This window comes from Parvibaculum sp. (assembly GCF_019635935.1).
GTDB lineage: Bacteria > Pseudomonadota > Alphaproteobacteria > Parvibaculales > Parvibaculaceae > Parvibaculum.
Genome location: NZ_JAHBYN010000001.1, coordinates 65,294 through 92,136, shown reverse-complemented (window position 1 = coordinate 92,136; position 26,843 = coordinate 65,294). Strand labels below are relative to the sequence as shown.

Annotated in this window: 39 protein-coding genes; 33 read left to right on the top strand and 6 right to left on the bottom strand. The window is 63.6% G+C overall.

The features are described 5' to 3' along the window. Window positions 1-49 precede the first annotated feature (49 nt). Window positions 50-1,093 carry an autotransporter outer membrane beta-barrel domain-containing protein gene (locus tag KF719_RS00510; protein WP_293506191.1) on the bottom strand — a complete coding sequence of 348 codons (1,044 nt, stop codon included), beginning with the start codon at window positions 1,091-1,093 and terminating at the stop codon, window positions 50-52. A 235-nt stretch (window positions 1,094-1,328) separates the two neighbouring features. On the opposite strand from KF719_RS00510, the gene KF719_RS00505 reads away from it, so the two are divergent. The 3 genes from KF719_RS00505 to KF719_RS00495 all read left to right on the top strand — a co-directional run bounded on the left by KF719_RS00505 (window position 1,329) and on the right by KF719_RS00495 (window position 4,635). Further along, the gene (locus KF719_RS00505) at window positions 1,329-3,323 is read left to right on the top strand and encodes a hypothetical protein (protein ID WP_293506189.1); all 1,995 of its coding nucleotides are present in this window, start codon (window positions 1,329-1,331) and stop codon (window positions 3,321-3,323) included. Window positions 3,324-3,355: 32 nt separating this feature from the next. Next, complete coding sequence (locus KF719_RS00500; protein ID WP_293506187.1) at window positions 3,356-4,153, top strand: hypothetical protein; 798 nt, start codon at window positions 3,356-3,358, stop codon at window positions 4,151-4,153. A gap of 176 nt (window positions 4,154-4,329) precedes the next feature. Beyond that, window positions 4,330-4,635 carry a hypothetical protein gene (locus KF719_RS00495; RefSeq protein ID WP_293506185.1) on the top strand — a complete coding sequence of 102 codons (306 nt, stop codon included), beginning with the start codon at window positions 4,330-4,332 and terminating at the stop codon, window positions 4,633-4,635. A gap of 2 nt (window positions 4,636-4,637) precedes the next feature. Here KF719_RS00495 and KF719_RS00490 read toward each other — a convergent pair whose 3' ends face one another. Beyond that, window positions 4,638-5,978: an MmgE/PrpD family protein gene (locus KF719_RS00490; protein WP_293506183.1), complete on the bottom strand. Its 1,341-nt coding sequence runs from the start codon at window positions 5,976-5,978 to the stop codon at window positions 4,638-4,640. Window positions 5,979-6,168: 190 nt separating this feature from the next. On the opposite strand from KF719_RS00490, the gene KF719_RS00485 reads away from it, so the two are divergent. From KF719_RS00485 to KF719_RS00450, 8 genes are all read left to right on the top strand, one after another. Continuing rightward, the gene (locus KF719_RS00485; protein WP_293506181.1) at window positions 6,169-7,161 is read left to right on the top strand and encodes a septal ring lytic transglycosylase RlpA family protein; all 993 of its coding nucleotides are present in this window, start codon (window positions 6,169-6,171) and stop codon (window positions 7,159-7,161) included. A 56-nt stretch (window positions 7,162-7,217) separates the two neighbouring features. Then, a complete protein-coding gene (locus KF719_RS00480) occupies window positions 7,218-8,375 on the top strand; it encodes a D-alanyl-D-alanine carboxypeptidase family protein (RefSeq protein WP_293506179.1) in 1,158 nt (385 codons plus the stop codon). A 2-nt stretch (window positions 8,376-8,377) separates the two neighbouring features. Next, entirely contained in the window at window positions 8,378-9,013 is a 636-nt protein-coding gene (gene tmk / locus KF719_RS00475) for a dTMP kinase (RefSeq protein WP_293506177.1), read from the top strand. Window positions 9,014-9,163: 150 nt separating this feature from the next. Then, the gene (locus tag KF719_RS00470; RefSeq protein ID WP_293506175.1) at window positions 9,164-9,862 is read left to right on the top strand and encodes a M23 family metallopeptidase; all 699 of its coding nucleotides are present in this window, start codon (window positions 9,164-9,166) and stop codon (window positions 9,860-9,862) included. Between the two features lie 46 nt (window positions 9,863-9,908). Then, window positions 9,909-11,090 (top strand): DNA polymerase III subunit delta', encoded by a 1,182-nt coding sequence (locus tag KF719_RS00465; RefSeq protein WP_293506173.1) that lies wholly within the window; start codon window positions 9,909-9,911, stop codon window positions 11,088-11,090. 117 nt (window positions 11,091-11,207) lie between these two features. Then, a complete protein-coding gene (gene metG / locus KF719_RS00460) occupies window positions 11,208-12,788 on the top strand; it encodes a methionine--tRNA ligase (protein WP_293510536.1) in 1,581 nt (526 codons plus the stop codon). Between the two features lie 8 nt (window positions 12,789-12,796). Beyond that, window positions 12,797-13,591, top strand: coding sequence for a TatD family hydrolase (locus tag KF719_RS00455; protein ID WP_293510534.1), 795 nt, complete (start codon window positions 12,797-12,799; stop codon window positions 13,589-13,591). After that, window positions 13,588-14,406, top strand: coding sequence for an MBL fold metallo-hydrolase (locus KF719_RS00450; RefSeq protein ID WP_293506171.1), 819 nt, complete (start codon window positions 13,588-13,590; stop codon window positions 14,404-14,406). Before KF719_RS00455 ends, KF719_RS00450 begins: the two co-directional genes overlap by 4 nt. A gap of 70 nt (window positions 14,407-14,476) precedes the next feature. Here KF719_RS00450 and KF719_RS00445 read toward each other — a convergent pair whose 3' ends face one another. Both KF719_RS00445 and KF719_RS00440 read right to left on the bottom strand, forming a co-directional pair. Continuing rightward, window positions 14,477-15,097, bottom strand: coding sequence for a hypothetical protein (locus tag KF719_RS00445; RefSeq protein WP_293506169.1), 621 nt, complete (start codon window positions 15,095-15,097; stop codon window positions 14,477-14,479). Window positions 15,098-15,219: 122 nt separating this feature from the next. Continuing rightward, window positions 15,220-15,546 (bottom strand): PepSY domain-containing protein, encoded by a 327-nt coding sequence (locus KF719_RS00440; RefSeq protein ID WP_293506167.1) that lies wholly within the window; start codon window positions 15,544-15,546, stop codon window positions 15,220-15,222. A 736-nt stretch (window positions 15,547-16,282) separates the two neighbouring features. Between KF719_RS00440 and KF719_RS00435 the strand changes: the two genes are divergently transcribed. From KF719_RS00435 to KF719_RS00335, 21 genes are all read left to right on the top strand, one after another. Next, a complete protein-coding gene (locus tag KF719_RS00435; protein WP_293506165.1) occupies window positions 16,283-16,648 on the top strand; it encodes a hypothetical protein in 366 nt (121 codons plus the stop codon). Then, the gene (locus tag KF719_RS00430) at window positions 16,648-16,815 is read left to right on the top strand and encodes a hypothetical protein (RefSeq protein ID WP_293506163.1); all 168 of its coding nucleotides are present in this window, start codon (window positions 16,648-16,650) and stop codon (window positions 16,813-16,815) included. Before KF719_RS00435 ends, KF719_RS00430 begins: the two co-directional genes overlap by 1 nt. A gap of 5 nt (window positions 16,816-16,820) precedes the next feature. Beyond that, window positions 16,821-17,054: a hypothetical protein gene (locus KF719_RS00425; protein WP_293506161.1), complete on the top strand. Its 234-nt coding sequence runs from the start codon at window positions 16,821-16,823 to the stop codon at window positions 17,052-17,054. Then, entirely contained in the window at window positions 17,051-18,304 is a 1,254-nt protein-coding gene (locus tag KF719_RS00420) for a protein rep (protein WP_293506159.1), read from the top strand. The genes KF719_RS00425 and KF719_RS00420 overlap by 4 nt, the downstream gene beginning before the upstream one ends. Then, complete coding sequence (locus KF719_RS00415) at window positions 18,301-18,477, top strand: hypothetical protein (protein WP_293506157.1); 177 nt, start codon at window positions 18,301-18,303, stop codon at window positions 18,475-18,477. Before KF719_RS00420 ends, KF719_RS00415 begins: the two co-directional genes overlap by 4 nt. 2 nt (window positions 18,478-18,479) lie before the next feature. Further along, window positions 18,480-18,788 (top strand): hypothetical protein, encoded by a 309-nt coding sequence (locus KF719_RS00410; protein WP_293506155.1) that lies wholly within the window; start codon window positions 18,480-18,482, stop codon window positions 18,786-18,788. 25 nt (window positions 18,789-18,813) lie between these two features. Continuing rightward, on the top strand, window positions 18,814-19,278 hold the full coding sequence (locus KF719_RS00405) for a hypothetical protein (protein WP_293506153.1): 465 nt from the start codon (window positions 18,814-18,816) through the stop codon (window positions 19,276-19,278). Window positions 19,279-19,280: 2 nt separating this feature from the next. Beyond that, entirely contained in the window at window positions 19,281-19,952 is a 672-nt protein-coding gene (locus KF719_RS00400) for a hypothetical protein (RefSeq protein WP_293506151.1), read from the top strand. Between the two features lie 102 nt (window positions 19,953-20,054). Beyond that, complete coding sequence (locus KF719_RS00395) at window positions 20,055-20,180, top strand: hypothetical protein (RefSeq protein ID WP_293506149.1); 126 nt, start codon at window positions 20,055-20,057, stop codon at window positions 20,178-20,180. Between the two features lie 46 nt (window positions 20,181-20,226). After that, entirely contained in the window at window positions 20,227-21,087 is an 861-nt protein-coding gene (locus KF719_RS00390; protein ID WP_293506147.1) for a major capsid protein P2, read from the top strand. Between the two features lie 24 nt (window positions 21,088-21,111). After that, on the top strand, window positions 21,112-21,375 hold the full coding sequence (locus KF719_RS00385) for a hypothetical protein (protein WP_293506145.1): 264 nt from the start codon (window positions 21,112-21,114) through the stop codon (window positions 21,373-21,375). 9 nt (window positions 21,376-21,384) lie between these two features. Next, complete coding sequence (locus tag KF719_RS00380; protein WP_293506143.1) at window positions 21,385-21,624, top strand: hypothetical protein; 240 nt, start codon at window positions 21,385-21,387, stop codon at window positions 21,622-21,624. After that, window positions 21,624-22,010: a hypothetical protein gene (locus KF719_RS00375; RefSeq protein WP_293506141.1), complete on the top strand. Its 387-nt coding sequence runs from the start codon at window positions 21,624-21,626 to the stop codon at window positions 22,008-22,010. The genes KF719_RS00380 and KF719_RS00375 overlap by 1 nt, the downstream gene beginning before the upstream one ends. Further along, window positions 22,010-22,468 (top strand): hypothetical protein, encoded by a 459-nt coding sequence (locus KF719_RS00370; protein ID WP_293506139.1) that lies wholly within the window; start codon window positions 22,010-22,012, stop codon window positions 22,466-22,468. Before KF719_RS00375 ends, KF719_RS00370 begins: the two co-directional genes overlap by 1 nt. Beyond that, the gene (locus KF719_RS00365; protein WP_293506137.1) at window positions 22,468-23,193 is read left to right on the top strand and encodes a hypothetical protein; all 726 of its coding nucleotides are present in this window, start codon (window positions 22,468-22,470) and stop codon (window positions 23,191-23,193) included. The genes KF719_RS00370 and KF719_RS00365 overlap by 1 nt, the downstream gene beginning before the upstream one ends. 8 nt (window positions 23,194-23,201) lie before the next feature. Next, complete coding sequence (locus tag KF719_RS00360) at window positions 23,202-23,384, top strand: hypothetical protein (protein WP_293506135.1); 183 nt, start codon at window positions 23,202-23,204, stop codon at window positions 23,382-23,384. 8 nt (window positions 23,385-23,392) lie between these two features. Further along, window positions 23,393-24,088: a cell wall hydrolase gene (locus KF719_RS00355; protein ID WP_293506133.1), complete on the top strand. Its 696-nt coding sequence runs from the start codon at window positions 23,393-23,395 to the stop codon at window positions 24,086-24,088. Beyond that, complete coding sequence (locus KF719_RS00350) at window positions 24,088-24,237, top strand: hypothetical protein (RefSeq protein WP_293506132.1); 150 nt, start codon at window positions 24,088-24,090, stop codon at window positions 24,235-24,237. The genes KF719_RS00355 and KF719_RS00350 overlap by 1 nt, the downstream gene beginning before the upstream one ends. Continuing rightward, a complete protein-coding gene (locus tag KF719_RS00345) occupies window positions 24,237-24,386 on the top strand; it encodes a hypothetical protein (protein WP_293506130.1) in 150 nt (49 codons plus the stop codon). Before KF719_RS00350 ends, KF719_RS00345 begins: the two co-directional genes overlap by 1 nt. Then, on the top strand, window positions 24,373-24,597 hold the full coding sequence (locus tag KF719_RS00340; RefSeq protein ID WP_293506129.1) for a hypothetical protein: 225 nt from the start codon (window positions 24,373-24,375) through the stop codon (window positions 24,595-24,597). Before KF719_RS00345 ends, KF719_RS00340 begins: the two co-directional genes overlap by 14 nt. Next, window positions 24,597-24,764 carry a hypothetical protein gene (locus KF719_RS00335; protein ID WP_293506127.1) on the top strand — a complete coding sequence of 56 codons (168 nt, stop codon included), beginning with the start codon at window positions 24,597-24,599 and terminating at the stop codon, window positions 24,762-24,764. Before KF719_RS00340 ends, KF719_RS00335 begins: the two co-directional genes overlap by 1 nt. Before the next feature lie 155 nt (window positions 24,765-24,919). On the opposite strand, the gene KF719_RS00330 is transcribed toward KF719_RS00335, so the two are convergent. Continuing rightward, a complete protein-coding gene (locus KF719_RS00330) occupies window positions 24,920-25,405 on the bottom strand; it encodes a hypothetical protein (RefSeq protein WP_293506125.1) in 486 nt (161 codons plus the stop codon). A 74-nt stretch (window positions 25,406-25,479) separates the two neighbouring features. After that, window positions 25,480-25,920, bottom strand: a complete 441-nt coding sequence (locus tag KF719_RS00325) for a hypothetical protein (protein WP_293506123.1) — start codon at window positions 25,918-25,920, stop codon at window positions 25,480-25,482. 203 nt (window positions 25,921-26,123) lie between these two features. Here KF719_RS00325 and KF719_RS00320 point away from each other — a divergent pair, with 203 nt between their 5' ends. Next, complete coding sequence (locus tag KF719_RS00320; protein WP_293506121.1) at window positions 26,124-26,774, top strand: MBL fold metallo-hydrolase; 651 nt, start codon at window positions 26,124-26,126, stop codon at window positions 26,772-26,774. Window positions 26,775-26,843 lie beyond the last annotated feature (69 nt).

Below are 26,843 nucleotides of genomic sequence, written 5' to 3'. Positions count from 1 at the left end.
CCCGCGCCGGGAGCGCGGGTCTTTCCGTCAAAATCGTAGCCTCAGTGGATCAGAACTTGAAGCTGAGGTTGGCGCCGACGCCGAAGCCGTCGGTGTCGTCGCGGTTGAAATTGTAGCTGAGGTCGAGGCCGCCCGACATTGCGCCGGTTCCGAAGAAGCTCAGGCCGGCATTGAGAATGAACTCGTCGCGGTCGTCGGAGGGCAGCGGCGCGGCGATGATGCGTTCGCGCTCCACGTCATGCACATAGGTGAGGCCGATATAGGGCATCACGCTTTCGGTGTAGTAGCTGACGCGGCCCGCGACCTGCAACTGACCGAGGTCCGATTCCGATTTCGCGACCGGCGTGGCCGTGCTGTCGATATAGGCGTCGTTCGTGCTGGCGGAATAGCTGTAACCGACCCGGCCGGTCAGGCCGATATTGTTGTCCAGCCACTTGGTCGCCGAGAGATTGACCGCGCCGAACCATGTCGATGCGTCCTGCTCGCCGGTGATGAGCAAGCCGCCGGCGACGCGGCGGTTGTCAATTTTGCTGAAGGTGTAGCCAACGCTGGCGTCGACCGAAACGATATCGGTGAGCGCCACCGAAATGTAGGGTCCGACCGTGAAGCTGTCGGTGTCCGAACCGCCGCCGTTGAACGGCGTCGTCGTATCTGTGTTCGAATAGGAGACGAACGCGCCGACATTGACCGTGCTGCTGACCGTGTAGTCGAGGCCGAGGGAAACGCCATAGGTATCGGCGTCATAGGCGATGCCGGGGAAATCGTTCTCGGCGTTGTTGTAATTGGCCGAAAGCCAGACGCTGAGCGCCTGGGTCAGCGCCGCGTCGCCGGCCGACAGACCCGTATTGCCGATATCGGCCGTCCCCGACGCGCCGCGACCGCTGCGGCGCAGGTTGAGCCGATCGAAGAAGCCGCGCAGCGTCTGGTCGCGCTGTTGCTGTTGAACAAGCTGAAGCTTGGAGCCCACCGCGTCCTGGGTCGGCGTGGCTGCGGTGACACCGTGTTGAGGAGCCGCCGCTGCCGCACCGGCCATGGTCATTCCCAACGCGACGAGTGCGCCAGCCTTGAATATCGTTCGGTTCAGTCCCGTCATCCCCCAGCTCCTGCAAATCAATGTTGCCGCGCCCGATTCTGGCGCCATTCCGCAAACTCGGTCCCTTTATGCCCCGACGACAAGCGAATGCAATTACGCATTGGTCATATGTCTTTCGACATATAACGAACGGCCTAGCACCAATGCAGTCTCGGGTTGGCGCAAGGTTTCTGTCAATCATTGGAACGGTGACAGTCCGCATTCGCGCTGTGCGCGTTCGGTCCGGGAGATCTCCATGCTGGTTCAGGTACGCGGAGCTTTGCTTGCGGTCGCAGCGCTTGTTGTAATGGCGCCGGCGATCGCGCTCGCCCAGCACCATCACGGGCCGGGTCCTCGCCCGCCGACGCCACCCGTTCAGCCGCCTGCGGCCGTGCAACAGCAAATCATTCAACAGCAGATGCAACGATCGTCGCCGGTTGCGTCGTCGGCATCGCGCGTGGCCGTGGTGCCGGGCTATCCGGCGCAGAGTGCACTCGCGGACAAGGTCAATTCATGGCGCGATTTCGGTACGCTATCCGATGCCGAACTGATCGCGTTGTTCAGGGAAATGGGGCTCGACCTCGCTTCAGGCAGCGGCCTCAGCGGCGCCGAACTTGTCGGCGCGATAAAGCGACAGGCGCTGGCCGAAGGCGCGACACGGGAGCAGATTGCGGCGATCGACGCGATGCTGCAAACCAGCGGCCCGGCGCTCGCTGCCACCGTCGACCGCTTGCAGGACAGCGCACCTTCCGCTCTCGCTCAGGCCTTTCGGGACGAGTACGCCAAGACCTGCATGTGCGACGCTGCCGCCTTTGCAACGGCACTTGGCAAAGCCGAGACGCGCGTCGTCCAGAACGGTGAAGCGGCGCTGCTGGTTTCGCTGGGCATGCCTTCCGATGTTGCCGCGTCAATGGCCACGACCACCGTTGAATACGGTCGCAACGACGATGAAATGCGATACGCGGCGTTTGTGATTGGCTCGAATAGCAGCAGCGAGATCGCGGCCGCACCGATCGTCACAGATACGGGCACCGGCAGTGGCGGTTCGGGCTTCGGCAATGACACTGACACCGGTCCTCCATCCATTGATCCGGTTGCCGCGCTCGTACCTCCGGCCGACGGCGGCGGCGGGGGAGGCGGGGGTGATGGTGCGGGGGTGGCACCACCGATGCCACCTGACGGCGGGATCGGTGTGCCCGACACGCCGGGGCCTATCGTCGTTGAAATTCCAGGCCCGGTCGACCTAGGTCCGGGGCCGATCGGCGAGCTGGGGACGATCATTCCCGACAAGTCCGTCGAGCCATCGCCGGTGACGCGCGAGGCGCTCGATCCAGCGCCTTCCGATCCGCCTGCCGAGACGGTCGTGGCGGACCTTACAGGCAAGGGAACCGACGGCGGTGACGCCGGCCCCCCATCCGTCGTCTATGACATCGACAATCTTCCCCCGGACTGCCCGTCGGGCGATTACCAGTGCCGCCGCGCGCGCGACAAGGTTCTCGACGAACTTCTCGATCAAAAGCTTGCCGAAATGAAGGAGCAGGTCGACCGCTTTTCGAAACTCGTCGACGAGGGCGAACGCAACGTCGTCGAAATGCGCCACAGGTTGGTCGAGGCCGAAAGCATTCCGATTCGCGCCGAGAACGAGATGTGGAACTCGTGGTGGATGAGCGGCTTCATCGACTATGGAAGCACGATCATCGGCGGCATCAAAACCGGTGTGGTTGTCGGCGCCTGCATGCTTGGCCCGGCCGTGTGCGGCAGTGTCGTTGCAATCGACAGCGTAGCGACCAAAATCGAATATGGCGCCGGCTTTGCCGGTGAATTCTCCGCCGAAATGAATTACGGATCTGGCGACATTGGCAAGGCGTACGATGCCGCCGCAACAGCAACGTCGAAGCAGATAGTCGCCGACAAACTCGGCAGCATGGTCGGCGGCATCGCTGGTAAAAAATTCAAGGATTCGGTGCGTACCGGAGAGCTCGACAAAATCGCCGATCGGGCGGTGGAAAACTACGCAAAGTTTGCGCCTCAGGTGGGAAAACGGAAGGCAGAGCGACTGGCAGCCAACATCTACTACGGCGCATCCGACACACTCAGAGGACAAAACATAGAAGCAATTTCCGCAGTTGCCGGATTCGTTGCCAAGGGAGTCGATGCCAAGGTTGGCGCGACGAACGCAGTGGTCGATTTTTCAGTAGCCAACAAGGCTAAACTTGGAACCGGCATTGCAGGCAGTGGTGTGCGGCCATGAACCGTCTACAGAACATCGCGATTGCCGCCATCTTGATCCTCGCCATATCCGGGGCAAGCCATCGAGCCATCGCGCAATCCGGCACAAGGGAGCTGCCACGGTTCGATTTTTCAGAATTGCGGCCGGACCTGGCTCTCGTTCTTCCTGCCCTGTGCCAATTGGCCGGTGGAGACCTTGTCGTGCCGGACGGCGTACTGGTCGACCGGGAGGCGCGAGACCTTGCCGCGCAGTGGAATGCACCGGAAGATTTTCTTTGTGCCGGCGTGTCGCTGATCTTCGACCGGGAGATCGACACGGCGAACGAGCAGTATCGCGAAGTCGGCGTTCAATTGCTCTACAGCAGCCCGGACGGCCGCGTTGCAATCGCAACGGTGGTCGCCGATATCATTGTCGGGTCCGATTTCGTGCTTGTTCGGCGCGCGGTTGCGAAGGCGTCCGACCCCCAAGGGAACATGTTCCGTATATATGTCGTTCCGGCAGGCCGGGATACATCGCCATCGGCGCTCGCGCGGTTGAGCTATTCCGAACTCGTGCGGCTACTGATCGACAATGCGATCGAGCCGGGAAGCGGCGCGGTGCCGCCGGCGGACGCTAAGGCCCATCCCGCGACGATACTCGCCATCGATCTGGGCCGTCGCTCGGCGACCAGCCCAAAGTTTGAACTTGCGGCAGGTGCGCCTCATCAAAGCGACGAAACACGCTCCTGGTCGCTCGACGGCTGGCATATAGCGGCAATTTCGGGTGCCTTTGTATTTGGCGATGCAAGCAATCCGGTTGTCGTCAAAAATCAGGCGTCCGGCGCCGCCGAACTTCTCTCAATCGTTCCCTGACCCGATTGACTCCATCTGACCTCGAAGTTGTGCCTTTTGAGCGCCAATCCGGGCGTTCCGCGCACTTCCTTTATGGTTAACGGCAATTCTCTTTTGCAAGTCCCGGCAATGCTTGCCAAAATGGGACAAAAGCGGGCAAGAATGCCCCAAGGGTAGCTTTCGGGGGGAGTAGTGTTGTGCCGGTTGATTTGACATCGCCGTGGATTCCGCTGGGCATCATCATGTTGCTCGGCGTTTTTATGTTCCGGCAGTTCCAGGCCGAACGGCGGGAGTCGCGCGAGTTGCTGGCCGCCGAAGCAGCCGCCGCGACAGCGCCTAAAACGGATGTGGCGCCGCCGCCGCCGCTGGGGGCCAAACCCGAAAAGACGAAGCGCAAGCTGCGCTGGCGCACTGCCTGGATATGGATGCCTTTCCTGATCGGATTTTTCGGACAGGCTTATCTCAGCTTCATCAAGCCAATGGTCGAAAACGCCGCCGGCTGATCTCAGTTCAGCGTCAGGTCCGGCAGGGCGGCACTTGCGGCGAGGCCGAGGATTGCGTCGATCAGCGGTTTCGGGTTTTCGATGCCGCCGTGGTGCAGGAGCATTGCGGCCTTCTCGATCATTTCGTCGCGGCTGAGCGGCGCCTCGGGGTCGCCTTTGGCGTCGGTTCGGTCGGCCGCCAGTTCCATGCCGTTCGTGAGGCGCACACGGACGCGGCCGCCCCAGTTCGCCGGGTATGCCGACACCCACGGATCGGCCGCATGGACACGAACCCGCGCGGCAAGCGGCGCGCAACGGTCTCTCGCTGCGACTCCAAATGCCTCAAAATCGACCAACGGAAAGAGCAGGGCGGCGGCGGCCGTGTGTTGCAACGAAAACTTGGCTTCGTAATCGCTTTGCACGACCGGCCGGTCGCAAACATCGATCGCCGCAGCGTAGGTCGAAACGTCGACCGCCTCGATCGCGTCGGCAGCAATGCCGTCGGCCGCGAGACGTGCGCGCAGTTCGGCCGCTGCGTCTATCGTCGGATGTGTGTGACGGCATGATGGCCAGGGCTTGATCGAGGTGCGAACGAGCTGCCACGGCGCATCGGGTTTGCGCAATACGGCCGCCGGATCGGCGTCGGGGCAAGCCGCGCGAAAGAAACCCTTCTCGCCTTCCAGAATTTGCGGGGGGCCTGTAAATCCGAAGGCCGCAAGTTCGGCCGCATTGACGCCGGCCTCCGCCGCGTGACCGGCATGGAGATGTTTCGTCATCGCGCCGGTCTCAAGGAATTGCCAAAGACCGGAAGATTGGGAACCCGAATTACCGAGCGCGTGAACGGCCGCATCGTCGGACAGACCGAGGAGGGAGGCGGCGGCCATCGCGGCACCGAAGGGCCCGCAAGTCGCGGTGTTGTGCCAGATGCGATAATGCGCGGGCCCGACCGCCATGCCGACGCGCGTCGCCGCCTCGAAGCCCTGCAGCACCGCCTCGAGAAACGCGCGGCCGGTCGCACCGCGTGCTCCAGCAAGCGCCCATGCGGCCGGCACGACCACGCAGCCCGGATGGACGACGGATTCGCGGTGCAGATCGTCTGTTTCCAGAATGTGGCAGAGAGCGCCCATCAAAAAGGCGAGACGCGCCGGCTCTGGCGCCGCGTTGGAGGCGCCGCGCGCCTGCCACCAGTTCATCAACACGCGGCCCGGTTCCGAGTTGCGTCCGGCGAGACTGTTGGCGACGGCATCCAGCGTGAAGAGCGCGGCGGCGTCGAGATCGGCGGCCGTGACCGGCTTGCCGCGGATCAGGCCGACCAGACCGGCGGTCAGGGAGGTGGGAGCGGGGTGTCCGGAAAGGTCGTTCACTTGTCTTTTCCATTGGGGGAGACGGCTCGACCATACAGGATGTAACCGCATGGCGCCGGTCGCAATTTCGGGCCGGATATCCGGTCCTGCTTGCCGCAGAAAGCCCGGCTCACTATAAGAAAAAAGATTGCATTCGAGGAGTGATTCGCCACCGACGGTGCGCGGCAGCGGCCTCGGAGAGGGGTCTCCAATGCCTGTTCGAACTTCCCAAAGGGTCCGCGGCGCGGTGTTCGCCCTGCTGGCGCCGTTGGCGTTCGCCTTGCTGCTGGCGGGCTGTGGAACGGCCAGCAAACCCTCGGCACCGGGACCTCTCAAGACAGGCGGCGGATACTACAAGGTCGGCAACCCCTACCAGATTGCCGGTATCTGGTACTACCCGCGCGAGGACGATAAATACGACGCGACGGGCATCGCCTCCTGGTACGGGCCGCAGTTTCACGGCAAGCAGACCGCGAATGGCGAAATCTTCGACCAGAACGCAATGACCGCCGCGCATCCGACATTGCCAATGCCGACGATTGCGCGCGTCACAAATCTTGAGAATGGCCGTTCGGTGATTGTCCGCGTCAACGATCGCGGGCCGTTTGCCGCCGGCCGTGAGATCGATATGTCGAAACGCGCCGCCGAAGAGCTCGGCTTCATGACGAAGGGCACGGCGAAAGTTCGCGTCCAGTATATCGGCCGGGCGCCGCTCGATGGCGGCATCGGCGACGGACGCGCCGTTGCGGAAACCTTTATTGCGCCGAAAGTCGAAACGCAGCCTGACGAACGCCGCGCGACCGCCGCGCCGGTCGCTTCCGTCGCCGCCGTTTCGGCGTCGCAACTCGCGCCGCCTGCGGGCGCCGTGAGCGCGCCGCCACCGAATGTCACGCCGGTGCAATCCGAGCCCGCCGCAACGATGGAGCCCGTTCGCGACGATCCGGGCGCGACGCGGCAGGTCGCGGTCGCCGGGACCGGCAATCTTTATGTGCAAGCCGGGTCGTTCCAGAACTTGCAGAACGCCGAAGCCGTACGCCAGCAACTCGCGGGCCTTGGGCCGGTCGAGATACAGACGACGACGGTCGACGGCACGCCGTTTTACCGGGTGCGCGTCGGGCCGCTTTCCGACGTTTCCGCCGCCGATACGTCGCTGCAAGGCGTTATGCAGCGCGGACACAACGGCGCGCGCATCATCGTCGACTAGACGACACAAATTCCGGCCGACAAATGTTTCGTCGCCGAAGAGGACAAGACGACACCATGAAAAGCACTGCATCCATTCTGTTCGTTTGCGTGGCCCTGTTCGGCGCGGTGTTCGCCGCACCGCGCGCGGCGCAGGCCGCTTTCGATACGTCAGCCAAATTCGCCGTTCTGATGGACTACGAGACCGGCGAAGTGCTGTGGGGCAAGAACGAAAACGAGACAATGTATCCGGCCAGCATGAGCAAGCTGATGACGCTGGACGTGCTCTTCGGCGCCATTCGCGAGGGCAGCGTCAGCCTCGAAGACGAATTCATCGTCAGCGAATATGCCTGGCGCACGGGCGGCGCCGCATCCGGCTCCTCGACCATGTTCGCCGAACTCAATTCTTCGGTGCCGGTCAGCGCGTTGCTCAAGAGCATCGTCATTCAATCCGGCAACGATGCCTGCATTGTGGTTGCAGAAGCGCTGAGCGGATCTGAGGAAGCCTTTGCGATCCGTATGACGGAGCGGGGCAAGGAAATCGGCCTGAAGAATTCGGTTTTCAAGAATTCGACGGGTTGGCCGCATGAAGAGCATGTGACGACGGCCCACGATCTCGCGCTGCTGGCGCGCCACATCATCATGGAATTTCCGGAGTTCTATCCGATCTTCAAGGAGCGGGACTTCACCTGGAACGGCATCCGGCAGGGCAACCGCAATCCGGGGCTCTATCTCGATCCGTCGGTCGACGGCTTGAAAACCGGACACACGGAAGCGGCGGGCTATGGCCTGACGGCGTCGGCAAAGCGCGGCGACAGGCGTTTGATCCTTGTACTGAACGGCATGGAAAGCGAAAGGGCGAGGGCCGACGAAACGGTGCGCGTTCTCGACTGGGGCTTCCGGTCGTTCAAGAACTACAAGCTTTTCGCCGCCGGAACGCCGATCGAAAATGCGCCGGTGTGGCAGGGCACCTATCGCGAAGTGCCGCTGGTCAGCGCCTCCGATATCGATGTGATCCTTTCCGTCGATCAGCGCCGCGACATGAAAGTGACTGTCGCCTATGAAACGCCGCTGGTGGCGCCTGTCGCGGCGGGGCAGAAAATCGGTGTACTGAAGATCGAAACACCGGGCGCGCCGGTGCGCGAATATCCGCTGCTGGCAGGCGGAAACGTTGAAAGACAAGGCATTTTCAGCCGCGCATTCGGTGCGTTGACGCATCTCATCTTTGGAAGCTGACCTTGGCGCGGGCCCGGTTCATCACGCTGGAAGGCGGCGAGGGCGCCGGAAAATCGACGCAAATTCAAAGGCTTGCGCAGAAATTGCGCGCGCGTGGCGAGACGGTTTGCGTGACGCGCGAGCCCGGCGGCGCGCCCGGCGCGGAGGCGATCAGGCAGTTGCTGGTGACCGGCGAAACGACGCGCTGGAGCCAAAAAAGCGAGGCTTTGCTTCATTTTGCGGCGCGGGCGGAGCATCTGGAACGGACCATCCGGCCGGCGCTGGAGCGCGGCGAATGGGTGATTTCGGACCGCTTTGTCGATTCGACCATGGCCTATCAGGGGCCGGCGGTCGGGGCCGAATTTGTCAATGAACTCAAGGTGTTGGTTGTCGGCGACGACATGCCGGCGCTGACTTTGATCCTCGATCTGCCGGTCGAACAGGGGCTGGCGCGCGCCCGATCGCGGCAGGGGCAGGACAATTCGGCCGAGGACCGCTACGAGCGGATGGGCGTCGAATTTCACGCGCGCCTGCGCCAAGCCTTTCTAAACATTGCCAAAAACGAGCCCGAACGCTGCGTCGTCATCGACGCCAGCGGCACAGAGGAGGCGGTCGCCGCTGCGATCTGGAAAACGGCGGAATCCCGCCTTTTCGGCTGAACTGTCATCGATCTGTCAAAAAACTGTCACGGACAGCCGGCAAGGTTAATCGGGTTTGCCCCCGGAGCGGCCTTCAATTATAGAAATCCCCGGACTTGAAAACGGATGGACATCCGGCGACCGCGCCGGCCACGAAGAAAAGGATCGCCGGTGAAACGACGACAGCCAAATTCGGTCGCCCGACCAGTTTTTTCCGGCGCCGCCTTCTTCCTCTCGTCCCTCCTTTCGCTCTTCCTGCTTCTTCCCTCGACCGCAGCGATGGCCCGCGGCGTCGATCTTGCGACCGTTCTCGACCCGGTGGCGGCAAACCATATCCTGCCGCTCGACCGGCCCGTTGCGGCGGTCCCGTCGCTGCCCGACCGGGCGCTTCATTTCGGCGATCCGATCGACACCGCCAAGGCGCGCATGACGTCCGGGTACGGATGGCGCGTTCACCCGGTGCTGAAGGACAAGCGCCTGCATCGCGGCGTCGACTGGGCGGCGCCGAAGGGCACGCCCGTTTATGCGGCCGAGGACGGCATCGTGACCATGGCCGGCTGGCGCGGCAATTACGGCAAGCTCGTCACGATCAAACATGCCGCGAATGTCGAAACCTTCTATGCGCATCTCTCCGGCTTCGCGCCGGGCGTCCGCGCGGGAGCGGGGGTCAAGAAGGGCGACGTCATCGGCTATGTCGGCAAGACCGGGCTCGCGACCGGCAACCATCTCTATTACGAGGTCGCGATCGACAATGAACGCGTCGATCCGCTGGCGGACGATCTTAATGCGCAGGTCAACGTGCTCGCGGTGCGGGTCACGCGGCCCGACGGCCAGATCGCCGAAACACGCGGGCTGATCGAGGCGCGGTAGAAGCCCGCGCTTTCCGCCCGGCCGCTGCCCGTGCTAACACAGACGCATGGCTGAGAAAGACACACCCGAGAGCGACCGGCTGGAACCGTTTGCGCATCCGCGCGTGGTGACGGCGCTTTATGGGCATCAGGAGGCCGAACGGGCGCTGTTCGAGGCGTTCATGGGCGGGCGGATGCATCATGCCTGGCTGATGACCGGCCCGAAGGGCATCGGCAAGGCGACGCTCGCCTATCGCTTCGCGCGGTTCATTCTGCATTACGGGACGCCGGAGGCGGCCCGGGCGGCGGGCGCGCGCGATCTCGCGGTGCCGGCCGAAAGCGCGGCGGCGCATCAGGTGGCGGCGGGGAGCCATCCGAATCTCCTGACCGTGCGGCGGCCCTGGGACGACAAGACCAAGAAGTTCAAGACCGTGCTGCCGGTGGACGAAGTGCGGCGCATCGGACATTTTTTCGGCATGACGGCGGGCGGCGCCGGCGGCTGGCGGATCGTCGTGATCGACGCTGCCGACGACATGAACCCGAACGCCGCCAATGCGCTCTTGAAGGCGCTGGAGGAGCCGCCGCCGCAGGGGTTGTTCCTCGTGCTGTCGCACCAGCCGGGACGCTTGTTGCCGACGATCCGCTCGCGCTGCCGGGCGCTCGCGATGAAGCCGCTCGGCGCGGCGGAGATCGTGGCGGCGATGACGGCGAGCGAAGCGGGGGCCGTGGCCGCCGCCGAGCACGAGAAAAGCAAATATGCCGGGCTGAAACTGAAAGCCGGCGAGGCCGAGACGATCGCGCGGCTTGCCGATGGCAGCGCGGGCCGGGCGCTGGCGATCGCGGCGGGAGGCGGGCTCGCGCTCTACAAGGAGCTGGCGGGGCTGCTCAGCGCCTTGCCGCGGCTCGACATCGCGGGCGTGCATGCGCTGGCCGACAAGGCGGCGCGGCGCGGCGCGGACGATGCTTTCGAGACGCTCGGCGAATTGCTGACGCTGTGGCTGCAAGGCCTGATCCGCGCCGGGGCGGGGCTCGATCCCGGACCCGACATCGCGGCGGGCGAGGGCGCGGCGATGGCGCGGCTGACCGACCCGGCGCGCGGCGGGGCCAGCCTTGATCGCTGGGTCGAGGTATGGGAGAAGATCGGCCAATCCATTGCCCGCGGCGAGGCGCTGAACACGGACCGGAAACTGACGGTTCTCAACGTCTTTTCGATGCTCGAAGCGGTCGCGAGCGAACGCGCGGGCGCTTGAGGGCGGATCGCCGGACGGCGACAAATCCGCTAACGTCCATTACCGGATTCCCTCCGCAACCCCTCCCCAAACGGCTTGCAGCCGTTTGACCCTCCCACAGGGGAAGGGTGGAGAAAACTGAAGTGCAGGTTCGAGAGTACAATGAGCGCGCCCAAGGCTTTTTACATCACGACGCCGATCTACTACGTCAATGACGTGCCGCATATCGGGCACGCCTATACGACGCTGGCGTGCGATGTGCTGGCGCGGTTCAAGCGGCTCGACGGGTTCGACGTCAAGTTCCTGACCGGCACGGACGAGCACGGGCAGAAGGTCGAAAAGGCGGCGGCGCTGGCGGGTGTGACGCCGCAGCAATTCACCGACCGCGTGTCGAAGAACTTCTTCGATCTCCGCGAGACGATGAATTTTTCCACCGACGATTTCATCCGCACGACCGAACCGCGCCATGCGGCGGCCTGCCAGGCGCTGTGGAAGCGCATGGAGGAGAAGGGTCATATCTATCTCGGTTCCTATGCCGGGTGGTACGCGGTGCGCGACGAGGCCTTCTACGACGAGGATGAGCTGACCGCCGGCCCGAACGGCAAGAAGATCGCGCCGACGGGCGCCGAATGCGAATGGGTGGAGGAGCCGTCGTATTTTTTCCGTCTGTCGGCATGGGCGGAGCCGCTGCTCGAATTCTATGCGGCGCATCCCGATTTCATCGCGCCCGCGAGCCGGCGCAACGAGGTCGTCAGCTTCGTCAAAGGCGGATTGCGGGATCTCTCGATCAGCCGCACGACGTTCGACTGGGGCGTGCCTGTGCCCGGCGACGAGGATCACATCATGTATGTGTGGCTCGACGCGCTGACCAACTACATCACCGCCGTCGGCTATCCCGATACCGAGAACGAACAATACAAACGCTACTGGCCCGCCGACCTGCATGTGATCGGCAAGGACATTCTGCGCTTCCACACGGTCTACTGGCCGGCCTTCCTGCTGGCGGCAGGACTGCCGACGCCCAAGCGCGTGTTCGCACATGGCTGGTGGACCATCGAGGGCCAGAAGATGTCGAAGTCGCTCGGCAACGCCGTTGCGCCGGATCATCTGGTGACGACATACGGTCTCGACGCCTCGCGTTATTTCCTGCTGCGCGAAGTGCCGTTCGGCAATGACGGCGACTTTTCGCATGCATCGATCGTGCACCGGACCAATGGCGACCTCGCCAACGATCTCGGCAATCTGGTGCAGCGGGTGCTGAGCATGATCGCCAAGAATTGCGGTGGCGTTGTTCCGACGCCGGGGGCGTTCAGCGATGCCGACAAGGCGCTGCTGGCGACCGCGCACGGGATGCTCGACCGGGTGCGGGCCGAATTCGACGTGCTCGCTTTCCACAAGGGGCTGGAAGCGATCTGGGGGTTGTGCGGCGACGCCAACCGCTATGTCGACGAACAGGCGCCCTGGACCTTGCGCAAGACCGATCCGGCGCGCATGGCGACGGTGCTTTATGTGCTGGCCGAGGCGATCCGGCATATCGGCATTCTGGTGCAGCCGGTGATGCCGGAAGCCTCGATCAAGATTCTCGACCAGCTGGCGCTCGGGCCGGAAGCGCGCGGCTTCGGCGCGCTGGGACCGGAGGGCGCGCTTGCGGCCGGGACGGCGCTGCCGGCGCCCTCGGGCGTGTTCCCGCGCTATGTGGAGCCGGAGGCGGCGTCGTGAGCTTGCCCGTGCTGATCGACAGCCATTGTCATCTCGACTTTCCTGATTTCGGGCCGGAGGTCGAGGAGGTGGTGACGCGCGCCCATGCGGCGGGCGTCGGGCTGATGGTGACGATCTCGACCAAGGTCAGCGAATTCGACCGGGTGAGGGCGGTGGCGGAACGTTTCCCGCATGTGTTCTGCACCGTCGGCATTCATCCGCATGAGGCGGCGAACGAGCCGGTGACCGACACGGCGACGCTGGTGGAGATGGCCAAGCACCCGAAGGTCGTCGGCATCGGCGAGACCGGGCTCGACTATTATTACGAGCATTCGCCGCGCGAGGCGCAGCAGCGGAACTTCCGCGCGCATATCGCGGCGGCGCGCGAGACGGGGCTGCCGCTTGTCGTGCATACGCGCGACGCCGACGACGACACGGGCCGGATTCTGGATGAGGAAACCGGGAAGGGCGCCTTTCCGGGGCTGCTGCACTGCTTCAGCTCGGGCCCGCAACTTGCTGAAAAGGCTCTTGAATTGGGGCTTTATATTTCGCTTTCCGGCATCCTGACCTTCAAGACGGCGGACGAATTGCGGGCGACCGCCGCGAAAGTGCCGCTGGACCGGCTGCTGGTCGAGACCGATGCGCCTTACCTCGCGCCGGTGCCGAAGCGCGGCAAGCGCAACGAGCCGGCCTTCGTGGTGCATACGGCGGCGAAACTGGCAGAGGTCAAAGGCGTGAGCGCGGCGCAGCTTGCCGAAGCGACGACCGGAAACTTCCTCCGGCTGTTTTCGCGCGTGCCGCCCGACGCGGTGTTGCGCGGATGAAGCTGAAGGCGACCATTCTCGGTTGCGGCTCGTCGGGCGGGGTACCGCGCATCGGGCCCGATGGCGGACATTGGGGCGCCTGCGACCCGAAAGAACCGAAGAACCGGCGGCGGCGCTGCTCGCTGCTGGTCGAGCAATGGGACCGCAACCCGGCCGAAAAGACCGTGGTGCTGATCGACACATCGCCCGACATGCGCGAACAATTGATCGATGCCGGCGTCGGGCCGATCCACGGCGTGCTGTTCACGCACGACCATGCCGACCAATGCCACGGGATCGACGATTTGCGCATGGTGGCGATCAACCAGCGCCGCCGCGTCGATTGCTGGATGGACGCGGCGACGGGCGAGACGCTGCTGTCGCGCTTCGGATATTGCTTCAAGGAGAAGCCCGGCGCGGGCTATCCGCCGATACTCAACCATCACATGATCGAGGCGCCGGGGCGGGCGGTGCATGTGGAGGGGCCGGGAGGTACGGTGACCGCGCTGCCTTTCGACCAGGACCACGGCAATATCCGCTCGCTCGGATTCCGGTTCGGACCGCTGGCCTATTCGGCGGATGCGGTTGGCATTCCGGATGAGAGTTTCGCGCTACTGGACGGAATTCAATGCTGGATCGTCGATGCGCTGCGCTATACGCCACACCCGACGCATGCGCATGTCGAGATGGCGCTTGGCTGGCTGAAACGCGCCGGGGTGCCTCAAGGCGTGCTGACCAATCTGCATGTCGATCTCGACTACCGGACGCTGAAAGCCGAGCTGCCGGCGGGCGTGGAGCCGGCCTGGGACGGCATGGCTCTGGAATTCGAATTCTAAAAAAACGGCGCGGAGCCTGAGGCTTCCGCGCCGTTGTTCGTGTGGCGTGTTATCCGCGGGACGAGGGCGGTTACTGGTTTTTCGCGCCCATCGCGGATTCGTGGATCACAACGCCGGTGGCGTTGTCGACCACGAGCTCGACCTGGTTTCCGGTGCTGTTGCGCGCCTTGAAGGTCGAATGACCGCTCATGTCCGCGGCGGCGGTGGCCGCGTCTTCGACGGGCACGATGTCGGTGTAGCCGCGCTGCGTCAGCAAGGCGGTCGTATCCGCCGACGACGCACCGAGCACTGAGCCGGTCGTTTCGGCGCTGCCAGTGCCGCCAATCGTGCCGCCGGTATCGGCCGTGCCAGCCGAACCGCTTGCGCCGGCGCCAACATTGCCCGACGTGCCTGCCGCGCCGCCAACGGCGCCCGACGTGCCAACGGAACCGCTCGCGCCAGCGCCCGCCGAGCCGCCGGACGTGCTGGCGCCGACATTGCCGTCGATGCCCACGGCGCCTTTGCCGCCGACGCCAGCTTGGCCCGCGCCGATCGATCCGGCGGCGCCTGTGACGCCTTCAACGCCGACGCCGCCTGTCTGGGCGAGAACCTTGCCGGCGGGCGCCAGCGCATCGATCGCCAGCGCCGGCGAGGCCAGCAGGGCGAGGCTTGCCGTGCCGGCGAGGAGCGTTTTCGCTATTCGGTTCTTCATGTCATTTCTCCGACTGTCTTCAAGGCCCCAGCGCCCCGTTGCGCTTCGAGAAAGGTGGACGCTTCGTGCAGACGGCGCGGGAGCCGAAACTTCCGCGCCGCCTGCATTTCACGAATGGCCGATCAGTAGGCGGCCGGCTGCTCGTCGATCACCGTGCCGGTGTGGGTGTCGAGCGTCACCATGACGGACTGGCCGTCGAGATTGGTGGCCGTGAAGGTCGCCTGGCCTTCGGCCTCGGCATCGCCCTGGGCGTCGATGGGCTCGATGTCGCTGTAGCCGAGCGCCTGAAGCTGGGCGACCGCGTCGACCTCGGGCATCGTGTCCGTGGCCGCCGCGTCCGGCGCGTTCAGGTCGTCGGGCTGAAGCATGTCGCCTTCAGCCAGGGCCGGGGACGCCATCAGCGCGATGCTGGCCGCGCCTGCGAGAAGTGTCTTGCCAAACCGGGTCATTGGAACCTCCAGTCGTTTGTGCCCCCAAAGCACCCCGACGGTTCGTATTTGAAGGTTTCAGACACGAGGGTCAACCCGATCACAAAATGACCTTATGTTGGGCCATAATATGCAGCGATAAAGGGGCGTTACTATTCAGGGTTTGTCTTTGATTTTGCGTCATTTTTACTGAATGTATGCCGGTGGCACACACATATTACGGGGATTTTCTTTGTTCCGGGCGCGTTTGACGGTGATGCCGGTTGGGCCCGGATGTAGGATAATATTCTTCATAATATATAGCAGAGGGTGCTTACACGTTGTTTTGTTCTCATATCGGGACGGTCGCGGAATACTTGTCTGCCTGCGGAGCAAATCACCCGCAACTGATTTGCCAGACTTCTAGGTCTAGTGTCTTTGCGATTTCGTAAACCCATATTTAGCGGCATCGGATCGCCCGATCGCGGATCCGTCGTCAGCTCGTCGGATCTGTTGAGCAAGTCGCGGATGCGAGCTGCGGCGCGTTTCGCGCGGTGTCGGAAATCAAAGTACAGCATCGCAATTTTTCCCCGCTGAGGCTGTTGCCGTGAGTCGAGCGACAATAAAACCGGCCACTTGAACCGCAAATGAACGGGTGCATTGGATCGACGTTCCCCGCGAAAGCGGCGGCGGCGCTGATCTCTCGTACCCCGAGGCTCCTGACTGCGCCGCCGCCCGCCGAGGCGGGGCAGGGTCCAGAGCAACGCGGGGAAAACGGATGCTCACAATCGACGAACTGCCGGGGCAGGTGGCCCCCATCGAAACCCCACCTTTCCAAAAGCAAATCCGCTTCATCGACCGCTACGGAAAAATTCTCTTGGTCGAGGACGTGACCGACATTTTCGAGGCCACCGAGCGGCGCGGGAAATGCGGCTGGGCCGAAGTCCACAGAAACAGCATTTCTCTGTACCCGGACGAAACCGAGACAATCGAAACGCTGGTCTTCTGGCCGTGCGAGCAAAAATTCGTCATCACGTCGAAATTCAACGTCGCGCATATGCGCCGCGTCCGCGAAGCGAAGCCCGAACATGACGCGGTGCTGGAACGGCGGTGGGCGGCGATGGCGCGCGGGAGGGACTGGTGATGAGCGTTCCTCCGTCAATGACGATCTCGGCAATCGAAATGACCGAAGGCGGCATCGCGCTGATGATTATTTGGCGCGGTGCCGTTGTGTTCCATGAGGTCGTCGACAACTGGGCCGCCGCCGCGCTGACGATCCATCACTACGCAACCGAACACGGGAGGCCGTGATGTGCATGATGCGAGACCCTTTCGCCAGCCTCACCTCTTCGCGCGCAAAAGCGCTCTACATCGCGCGCTATATGACGCTCGACGGTCGCCAATACTGCATGCAGGCGATTGAAGCGCCCGACGATGCGGAAGCGCGCCGTCTCGCCGCCGCGTGGGACTGCGAGGGCGAAATCATCCTCTTGCGCGTCCGCGATACTGTTTTTGTCGACCATCACTACCGCGCCGGTGCCGCGCCTTGATAGACACGCAAACAGACTTTCCAGAGGACGTGCTGCATCTTCGCAAAGAGCGGCACGAATTGCGCGACCGGGCGGGCGTACTACTCGACACGGCGGCGGATCGAAGCGAGCCGGGCAGGGTGGCGCGCTGCGGCCGTCGCCGCACGGGGCCAACGGTCGAGGTATGGGTTAACCCCGAAGGCGGCGCGCATTTTCGCGGGCTTGAGACGTGCGGCTCGATATGGACCTGTCCGGTTTGCGCATCGAAGATCGCAACGCGCCGAACCGCCGAAGTCGAGGCGCTGACGCAAGCGCATATGACGGCGGGCGGCGGCCTGTACATGGCGACACTCACGCTTCGCCATAAATCTTTCCAGTCGGCAAGGGAACTGCGGTGGCAGGTGGCGCGCGCATGGGAGAAAGCGCAACAGGGCGGCGCATGGGTCAGATTGAAAGCCGATCTCGGCATCATCGGCACGGTGCGCGCGCTTGAGGTCACGCACGGGAAAAGCGGCTGGCATCCGCATTTGCATGTCCTGATTTTCACGGGCGCGAAGCTGTCCGAACGCCGCCAGGACGATCTTGAGGCCGCGCTGTGGGCGCGATGGTCAAGCGCGGTGCGGCGCGTCGACGGAACATGCGACGAAAAGGCTTTCCATCTTCGCGAGGCGTCTACGGCCAGCGCGGGCGCGGCCTATGTCGCGAAGTGGGGAGCCGGTCAGGAAATCGCGAAAGGCGCGCACAAAGACGCCGCCGGTCAATCCGTATGGGACTTGCTCAAGGCGAGCGAGCATGACGCGCGCGCCGGCCGGCTCTTTGTCGAATTTGCGACCGCGTTCAAGGGCGCGCGGCACCTGACATATGCGCGCGGCCTTCGCGAGTGGTACGGCCTGCGCGATCCGCTGCCCGACGAAGAGCTGGCGCTTGAGGGCTACCAGCACTCCGAAGTGATCGACACAGAGACGGGCGAAATCATCGCGCAAGAAACTGGCCGCGTTGCCGTCTTCGACAGCGGCACATGGAACCGCGTGATCCGGTTGAAGCTGACCGCCGATATTCTTTCCGCCGCGATCAAGGGCGGGACGGAAGCCGTCGAATTTTTGCTCTCGCAACATGACTGCCACTCCTATTTCGACGCGCGCGAAATGCCTGCGCCGAACTACAAGCCGCCACCTTCTCCACACAAGCGCGCGTTCGATCCGGGCGGCGGCTTCGGATCAATGTCCGAAGTGATGGCCGCGCTGAAAACATGGAAGGAAAATCACCTGTGACCTGCAAACCGAAAAAGACGGTGAAGCCGAAGGCGAAAGCTGCGGCGAAGCCGAAGGCGCCCGCGAAGCCGCGCGCGAAGGCCGCGCCGAAGTCGAAGGGTGAACCTTCGCCGGAAGGCGCGCGCCGGCCGATTGGCTGGAAGCGCGGCCGTCCGCGCTACGAGGGCGAATAGCGATGGCGGCGCATCTCGGGCTTGGCAAATGCCTCGTCTGCGGCGCGAAGGTGCCGCTCAAGGTCGAGGGCAACGGCTGGCGCGTCTTCTATCGCTGCAATGGCCATACGGACCGGACGGCCTGCGGCTCGGAAATGAAATACGGACAGGCGGACAGCGCGGAGCTGATCGCAAAGGCAAAGGAGGCGGAAGACGCCGATGAAGGAAAAGTTTCTGCAAACGACAAGTCGGGCCGCGTTGACCCGCCCGCCGCTCCCAAGCCGAAACGAAAGCCCGAGCGTCGAGGAAGCAACTTCCTCTCCGATCTCTGAGGGCGACGACGATCCCGGCGCGCATGTGGACGGGATTGACTTCGGTGCGGATGACATCGGCCAGGACGAATTGGGACAGCCCGGCGCGGCGGTGCCGGGCGGCCTGATCGACCGCGAAATGTTCTGGATGAATTTCCGGGGCCTGTTCGCGCTCGGCGGCGTCGTCTCGCTGCCGCCTTTCCCGCTCGAAAGCCTGCCGATCCGGCCGGAAGAAGAACAGGCGGCGCGCGCCGCGTCTGACAGCCTGTACGACATCGCGCTTGAGACGCCTTTTTTGCAATGGCTGTTGTCGCCGGAAAGCGAGTGGGCAAAGCGCATCATCACCATCCTTGCTTTCGTCGGCCCGAAGGCAATGGCGGTGAAGGCCGAGATTGTCGCCAAGGCGGAGGCCGAAGCGCGGCCGATGAAGGACGTGACGCCGAAGGCCGATAACGCCGATGGCGGCGACGGCAATTTGCGGCCGGACGAAGGCGCGGACTGGGGCGAGTGACGATGCAGAAAGACGCATCGCTGACGCTCATCACCGGGCGGCGCGGCTCGGGAAAATCGACGCGGGCGAAGGCGATGACCAAGGGCAAGCCCAAGGTCGTCGTTTTCGATCCGCTCGATGAATATACCGGCGGGAAAATCGTCAAGTGCTACTCGCTTCCCGAAGTCGGCCGCGCGATCCGGCGACTGTACGGACGCGGCTTCGCGATCTCCTACGTGCCGCGCGCCGGTGGCGAGGCGGAATGTCTGCATCGGCTGACATCGGCGCTATGGCAGGTTCAATCTCCCTACGAAGATGGCCGCGATGCGCGCAAGCTGACGCTGGTTGTCGAGGAAATGGATTTGTCGTTTCCGTCGCACAAGCTCCCTACGGAATTCTCGGGCATGTCGAACATCGTCAATCGCGGCCGTCATGTCGGGATCGAGGTCGTCGGCGTGACACAGCGACCGGCGCAAGTGTCGAAAACTTTTCGCGGCAATGTGCTGACAACCTACGTCTTTCCGTTGGCGGAAGAGGACGATCAACAGGCGATGCTCAAGCGCCTCGGGAAGCGCTGGAAAGAGCCGCTGCGTACGCTCGCAAATCACCATTGCCTTATGGCCGAAAATGGACAGGTGACGGCGTTCCGGCAGTCTAAATCCGGCCTGTTGACGCCCGTTTCCCTACGTACGTAGGGCGGCCTTTTTGCCCTTGACGGAAATCGGCGGTCGGCTTCGTCTGGCGACAAGCGCGGGCCGCTGCGGTGGCCTAGGAAACATCGTCAAGAGGACGCGACAATGGGCAAGCCCGAAGCAAAATATTTCATCATCACGGTGGGGGCGATCTTCTTCGCCGGTCTCGTGATGAACGCCATGCGCAGCAACTCGCTCGTGAAGCAGGCGATCTCCGGCTACGACGCCTGATCCGTCGCGCGCCGCGAAGCTCTCACACCGACACAAGGAAATCGTCATGGCATATCGTCGCCGCGTTCCGATCCAGAACATCACCGGCGTTGGCGCCGGTCAGACCGCCAGTATCGATCTCCCGCCGAGCCGCCGCTACCACGGCGTCATGCTGCACTACACCGAAAGCGGGACGCCGACGACGCTGGCGAATACCGACGCCGCAATCGAGGAAATCGAAATCCTCCTCAATGCGCGGACGCAGCGGAAATTCTCGGCGGCGGAACTGCGGGTGATGAACGCCTATCACGGCGCGCCCTTCGCGTTCCAGAACGGCCTTCTGCCGATCTATTTTTCGGAGCCGTGGCGGCGGACGCCGGGCGACGAAGATTTTCTCGCATGGGCGCTTGAAGGCAACGGCATCGAGAGCTTCCAAATCCGGGTCAAGGTTGCGGCGGGTCGTACCGCGCCCGCACTGGCCGGCCGCGCGATCTTCGACAATGCGCGGATGCCGGACGGCAAGCTCTATCCGCTCGGCCGCATCATGACGACGCGCCGCCGCAATATCGACGTGTCGGGAACGGGCGCGCGTACGCTGCTCGACATGCCGCGCAACCTTGGCGATCTCGCCGCGCTGCATTGCTTCGAGAACACGGCCAACGACATTTCCGCGCTGCGGATTTCGGTCGAGCAAAACGAGGCCTACAATCTGACGCGCGCGCAGGCGAACGCCTATCTGACGGCGGCCGGCAAGGTGCCGCAGACGGCGGTATTCCACGCGGCCATGGATGATACTGGTCGCGCGGCCGACGTGCTGCCGATGCGCAAGGCCAACGGCAACTTTGTCGATGAGCTTCAGATCGAGTTCGATATGGCCGTCGCGAACAACTTCACCATGATCGCGGAATTTCACGGCGGGCCGCTCTAACCGTCGCCGCTCGGAGCAAAGTCAATGGGCGATATATTCGGCGACATCAACGATCTGTTCGGCGGCGTGTTCGAGACCGCTGTCAACGTCTACGAAAAATATCTGCAATTCGAGACGTTGAAGCTTGGCGGCGCGCAAGGCTATCTGCCGCCGGGCGCGAACGCTGCCGCGCCACAGCAGCCCGTCACCTATCCGCAAGGGTCCGGCCCGTTCTTCGGCGTCCCGACCGAATACCTGGTCGCGGGTGCCGGCCTCGCGGTGGTGGTGCTGGTGCTGTTGCGCCGTTAGGAGGTTGCCGTGCTTTCCATGCTCGCCGCGCCGACGATTGCCGCCGCCGCCGCTCCGGCCGCGCCCGGCGCATCGACGCTGATCCCGTCGAGTGCGAGCGGACACGCGAGCGTCAACAACACGTTCACGTCCGGCGCATTTGTGATGGGGCAGGGCAACACGGCAACGCCGACCGCAGCGGGCATCACGCATCTTGTCGTCATGGGCGCGCTGGCGCTCGCTGGCTGGTACTTCTTGGGGCGAAGCTGATGAAGGTCGATCCTAGCGCAAAATGGACGCCGGAAATCGACGCTCTCATTGCCGAGAGCGCGCCTGCCGATTATCCGGCGGGAAATCTTCGCGCCGCATACGAAGCGGGTGAGGTCTCGTTTCTCACGGTTGGAGAGGATGATCGTGTGCGCGCGGTCGTCGCCTATTCGCTGTTGCCGGTGGCCGGGCGGATGGAGCTTCGCATTGTCGGTCTGAACGCGCGCCGCGCGCCGTTCCTGATCCGCACCGCCTTCGCCACGCTCGAAAACATGCTCGACAGTGGCGCGCGTATCGTCGCGGACATCGAAACCGATGCGATGGTGCGCGTGGTCGAGCATTTCGGAATGCGGCTTCGCGCTCTGACCTATGTGAAGGATGTCGCCTGATGTGCTTCAATAAATCTTCGTCCGCCAGTGCGCAGACGCAACAGACGACGACGCGCGATGAGCGTATCGCGGCCGACAATGGCGCGTTGATCGTTCGCGCTGAGGACAGCTATGTCAACGTGACGATTGAGGACTTGTCGCCGGAGGCGCTGCACGTCGCGAAGGTCGCTCTCGACCGAAATACCAATGTCGTCAATACCGCGCTTAAGGAGGGCAACAAGCTCGCGCGCGAGGTCTCGGAGGACATGGCGTCCGTCGCTATGTCGTTTTCGGATGGCGTGTTCAACTTTGCGAATGACGTTCTCGGCTTCGCATCTTCGACGCAGGCGTCGTATCAGCAAGCGGCGCAGGCGGCGGCGACGGAAGACGCAACCGAAATCGTGCAGCAATTCATTCAGTATGCGGCCATTGCGATGATCGCGTTCTTTGCCTTCAACTATTTGCAGAAAGCCGCGTGATGGCCCGCCGCTCCGGACAGTTCCGCGACGTAATCATCACCGGCATTCCGGCCGGTGAGGAGCGTTCGTTCAACGACGCGGGAACAATCGTCTCCTGCCTCTCGGCTGACGCGCCTTTTCAATTGGCATTCGATGATGGCAATTTCTTCTATGTCGCGCCGGGGCTTGGCTATCGGCCATTCGATGCGGCCGGTCAGGTGCTCGAATTTTCGTCGCTGATAATTCGCAACGTGTCTGCCTCGCCGCTCGACGTGCATCTGCAAATCGGTACGGGCGACATCATCGACAACCGTGCGGTTTATGGCGGCACGGCCGTTCCGATCCAGCCGATAGATTTCAACGGGCCGCAGCCGATACAGCCGATCACTTTTGCGGCCGCGCAGCCGATCTCGATTTCCAATGCGCTCATGCCGCCGTCACCGCGCCGGACGGACGATGGCGGTTCGATCCCGAGCGTCGGAGTATCCCATGCGCTGCTGACGACGGGTGACACCGATTTTGTTGCTGCGGCCGCGAACGTCAACGGCGTGATCCTTCGGCGAGGCATGATCGGCGGCTCCGGCGGTACGGATCAGGTTCACCTGATCGCCGGCCAGCGTCGGATTTTGTCGTGTTTCGGTCCGGGAACGAAGCATATCGGAGAGCTTTACATTCGTCCCGGCTTGCGCCTTCGCGGTGAAATCCCGACAACGGGCCGCGTTGAGGTCTCATTCGACATTCTGTAGGCGGAACAATGGCAGAAAATCTCATCGTCCAGAAATTCCCGTCCGGCGAGGTCCGCGTTTTCGAAGGCGAGACCGGCGAGGCGATGGTGTGTGTCGAGTTCACGCGCGCGCCGCATGACAAGCGCACGGTCAAGATGATCGGCAAGCGGCAGGATCAAATGCCGGTGCCTGCCGAACCCGCTGCGGAGTAGGTGGCGGTGTGGCCGACAATTTGGAGGATGCAGTTTTGATCGGCGGAATTTTCACTGCAATGTGGGCCTTCATTCGCGGCCGTCGCAAGGTGGCAGAAGCCGCCCAGGCGACGGCTGCGGCGGCTCCCGCCACGCCGCCGGTCGTCGGCGGTTTCGAGGTCGCGCCGGGCTTCGAGAACCCGTTCGGCACCGATCCGTTCGGCCTCGGGCAATCCGCTCCGTACACGTCTGATTTCGTGAATTCGTTTTTCGGCATCGGCGGCGGGCAGGCGGCGGCTCCGGCTGTCGATCCTGTTGAAAAGGACTGGCTGGCCCGGACGCTTTGGGGAGAGGCGCGCGGCGAGGGGAAAGCCGGACAGCGCGCGGTTGCGGCCGTCATCATGAACCGCGTTGCGTCGAGGCGCTATCCGGGCACGGTGCAAGGTGTCGTTCGCGCACCCTATCAATTCAGCATGTGGAATGCCGGGGAGCCGAACGGCACGGCGGCGCGTGCTGTTACCGAAGCGGATGCGCAATTCCGCTCTTGTCTTGATGTCGCCGAGGAAGCCCTGACGGGGCACCTTGCTGATCCGACCGGTGGCGCGCTGCACTACTACAGCCCGACCGCGATGGTGCCTCCGGGGTCTGTCCCGTCTTGGGCGAAACCGCCCGCGAAGCTCTCTGCGATTGTGGGCCGTCATCATTTCTGGATTGGGGTGGCCTGATGCCTTTCGTCTATCTCGGGATAGCCGGTTTCGGTGCGCTCGGTCTCTGGCAGGCCAATGAAGCGATGCAATCGACAACGAAGCTGCTTTATGCGGCGGCCGTCGCCGGTGGCGTCTACATGGCCGGAAAGAAAATGAAGGTCTGGTGATGCCGGAACTCGCGCTCTTGCAGGAAGTCATCGCGACCGGCGGCAACGTCGCGATGATGGTTGTCGCCATTGCGCTCTGGAAGCTGGATCGGCGTGTGGTGCGTCTTGAAACTCTCCTCGAAAAGGCGGTGAAGCATGAAATGGCTTAAGGACCGGGCGAGCGAGCCCACAACCTATGTCGGCCTGTCGGCCGCGATCTATGGCCTCGGCACGCTTGCCAAGGTGAACGAAGCTCCGGCGATTGCCGATGCGGTCTCGACGGCCGCGCCGGCCTTCGCGGCGGGCGATTGGGCTACGGGCCTCTTGCTGCTGATCGGCGGCGGGCTCGCGGCCGCGATGAAAGAGAAAGGCGGCAAGTGATGGCGGCGAGGTGCCGGAAGAAAACGCGACGGCGCGGCTGCGCCGGGCTGAAGGCGAACGGGCGGCTGAAAAAAGGCTTCCGTTTCGCCAAGGGCGGCGGTGGCCGCGTGGTGAAGGCAAAGGCCGCGCGCAAGACGACGCGCCGCCGCAAACGCAGTAGGAGGTAGCCTTGTTCGATTGGCTTTTCGGAACGAATGCGACGACGCCCGAGCGCATCATGATCGTGGTGGCTCTCGGCGCGGTGACGTACTACGCCTTCAAGTAGGCGGAGCGCGTTGAAATCATTGAAGGGCCGCCTCGCGATCGTGGGGCGGCCTTTTCGTTACCGGCAACCGCTGAGTATCCATGCGCCCTCGGGGATCGAGGTCTGCCGGTCGGGGTCGTGTTTCGTCGCGTTGTAGAGCTGCGAGCCGATGTCCGGAATGACGATGGCGTAGGGTGCCGCCGTGCCGGCCGCGCCGATGCCGACGTCCCGAAAATCTCGCGTCAGGGCGACGATGCGCCCGCCAAGCGGTTCCTCTCCCGGCGATGCTTCGATCATCGGACTGCTCCCGACCGTGTAGGCGACCGAGTAGCCGAGGCTGTGCGTGAACCTCAAATCGACAAGGTGTCGGGAGAGGATGCGACCGCGTTCGGCAATTGCGGCGACTGTGCCGGTCTCGCTGTCGCTGTCGGCGCGAAATGTCATGGCGAAGGTGGGGGCCTCGGCCGAGCTGTAGACGGCCCGGCTAAGGGGGCAGCTCTCTTGCGCGCTGGCAGGGCCGCTGACGGTGGCGGCGATGGCGAGGGCGGCGGCGATGATGCGCATGGGTGAAGCTCCTGTGAGTCCTGACGGGCATTCTGGCGGGGCGGCCTGAACGGTAGCTGAACAGCTATGGTAAATCACCCGAATTGGGCCGGGGTGCCGCGCCGGTATCGGCGTTCGAGCTGGCGGCGGATGATGCGGCTGATCGTCGTCGGGGTGAGGCCATAGAGTTCGCCCAGGGCGACATTCGAGAGCACATGCGCGCGCTGGAATATCTCGCGGTCCCGCCGCCAGACCTTGAGAGCGGCGCTGCGCAGCTCCGATTTCTGCATCCAGTGATCGACGGTCCATATCTCGACGCCCATTTGGTTGGCGACGAAAGCGCGGGCGCGCGGCTCGTCCAGTCCGGCCTCGATCATCGCTGTGACGCGCTTCCAAATCTGCGGAAATTCGGCGCGGCGGCGCTTGTCGGCCGCGCGTTGCTCGGCGATCTCGGCGTGGCGGCGAAGGGCCGCGGCTTCGATTTCGAGGGCCTCGGCAGCCGCTCGCATGGCCCGAATGGAAGAAATTTTGCTCATTTGACACTTTTTTTCGCCGTTGACGGTGTTCCGGGCGAAAGTATTGGCGAAGGCTGTTTATTTTCGCCTTATTGGCCAATGACTTACTGTCAAGAGCAATCTCCATAATATATATTATCGGCGAAATGGATGGGGGATTCGCCAAGGCTGGCGACGGCCCCTATCTTGCGGCCAATCGATATTCACAGTCAGGATTCTCAGATATGGGCCTCAAAGCCGCCATCCTTCCGGTGACGCCGTTTCAGCAGAACTGCACACTGATCTGGAACGACGAGACCATGCGCGGTGCGGTCAGCGATCCGGGCGGCGATCTCGACCGGATCAAGGCGGCGGCGGCCGAGGCCGGCGTCACCATCGAGAAAGTGCTGCTGACGCATGGCCATCTCGACCACGCCTCGGCGGCCGGCGATCTGGCGCGCGAGCTTGGCGTGCCGATCGAAGGCCCGCACAAGGACGACCTGTTCCTGATCGAAGCGCTTCCCGACCAGGCCGCGAAATACGGCTTTCCGCCCGTCGGCGGCTTCGTGCCGGACCGCTGGCTTGAGAACGGCGACACGGTGGAAGTTGCCGGGCTCACCTTCGATGTGCGCCACTGCCCCGGCCACACGCCCGGCCATGTGATTTTCTTCCACGCGCCGTCGCGCCTTGCCATTGTCGGCGACGTGCTGTTTCAGGGTTCGATCGGCCGCACGGATCTGCCGCGCGGCGATTATGGCGCGCTGATCCAATCCATTCGCGAGCGGTTGTGGCCTCTTGGCGACGACGTGACGTTCGTGCCGGGGCATGGGCCGTTGTCGACCTTCGGCGCCGAGCGGCGCGGCAATCCGTTTGTCGCGGACTCAAATTTCGGCTGACGCCCGAACCGGAATCGATAGACAAGCGCTGCGTTATCGGGTTCCCTAGCGCCGCTGACAAATAGTCAA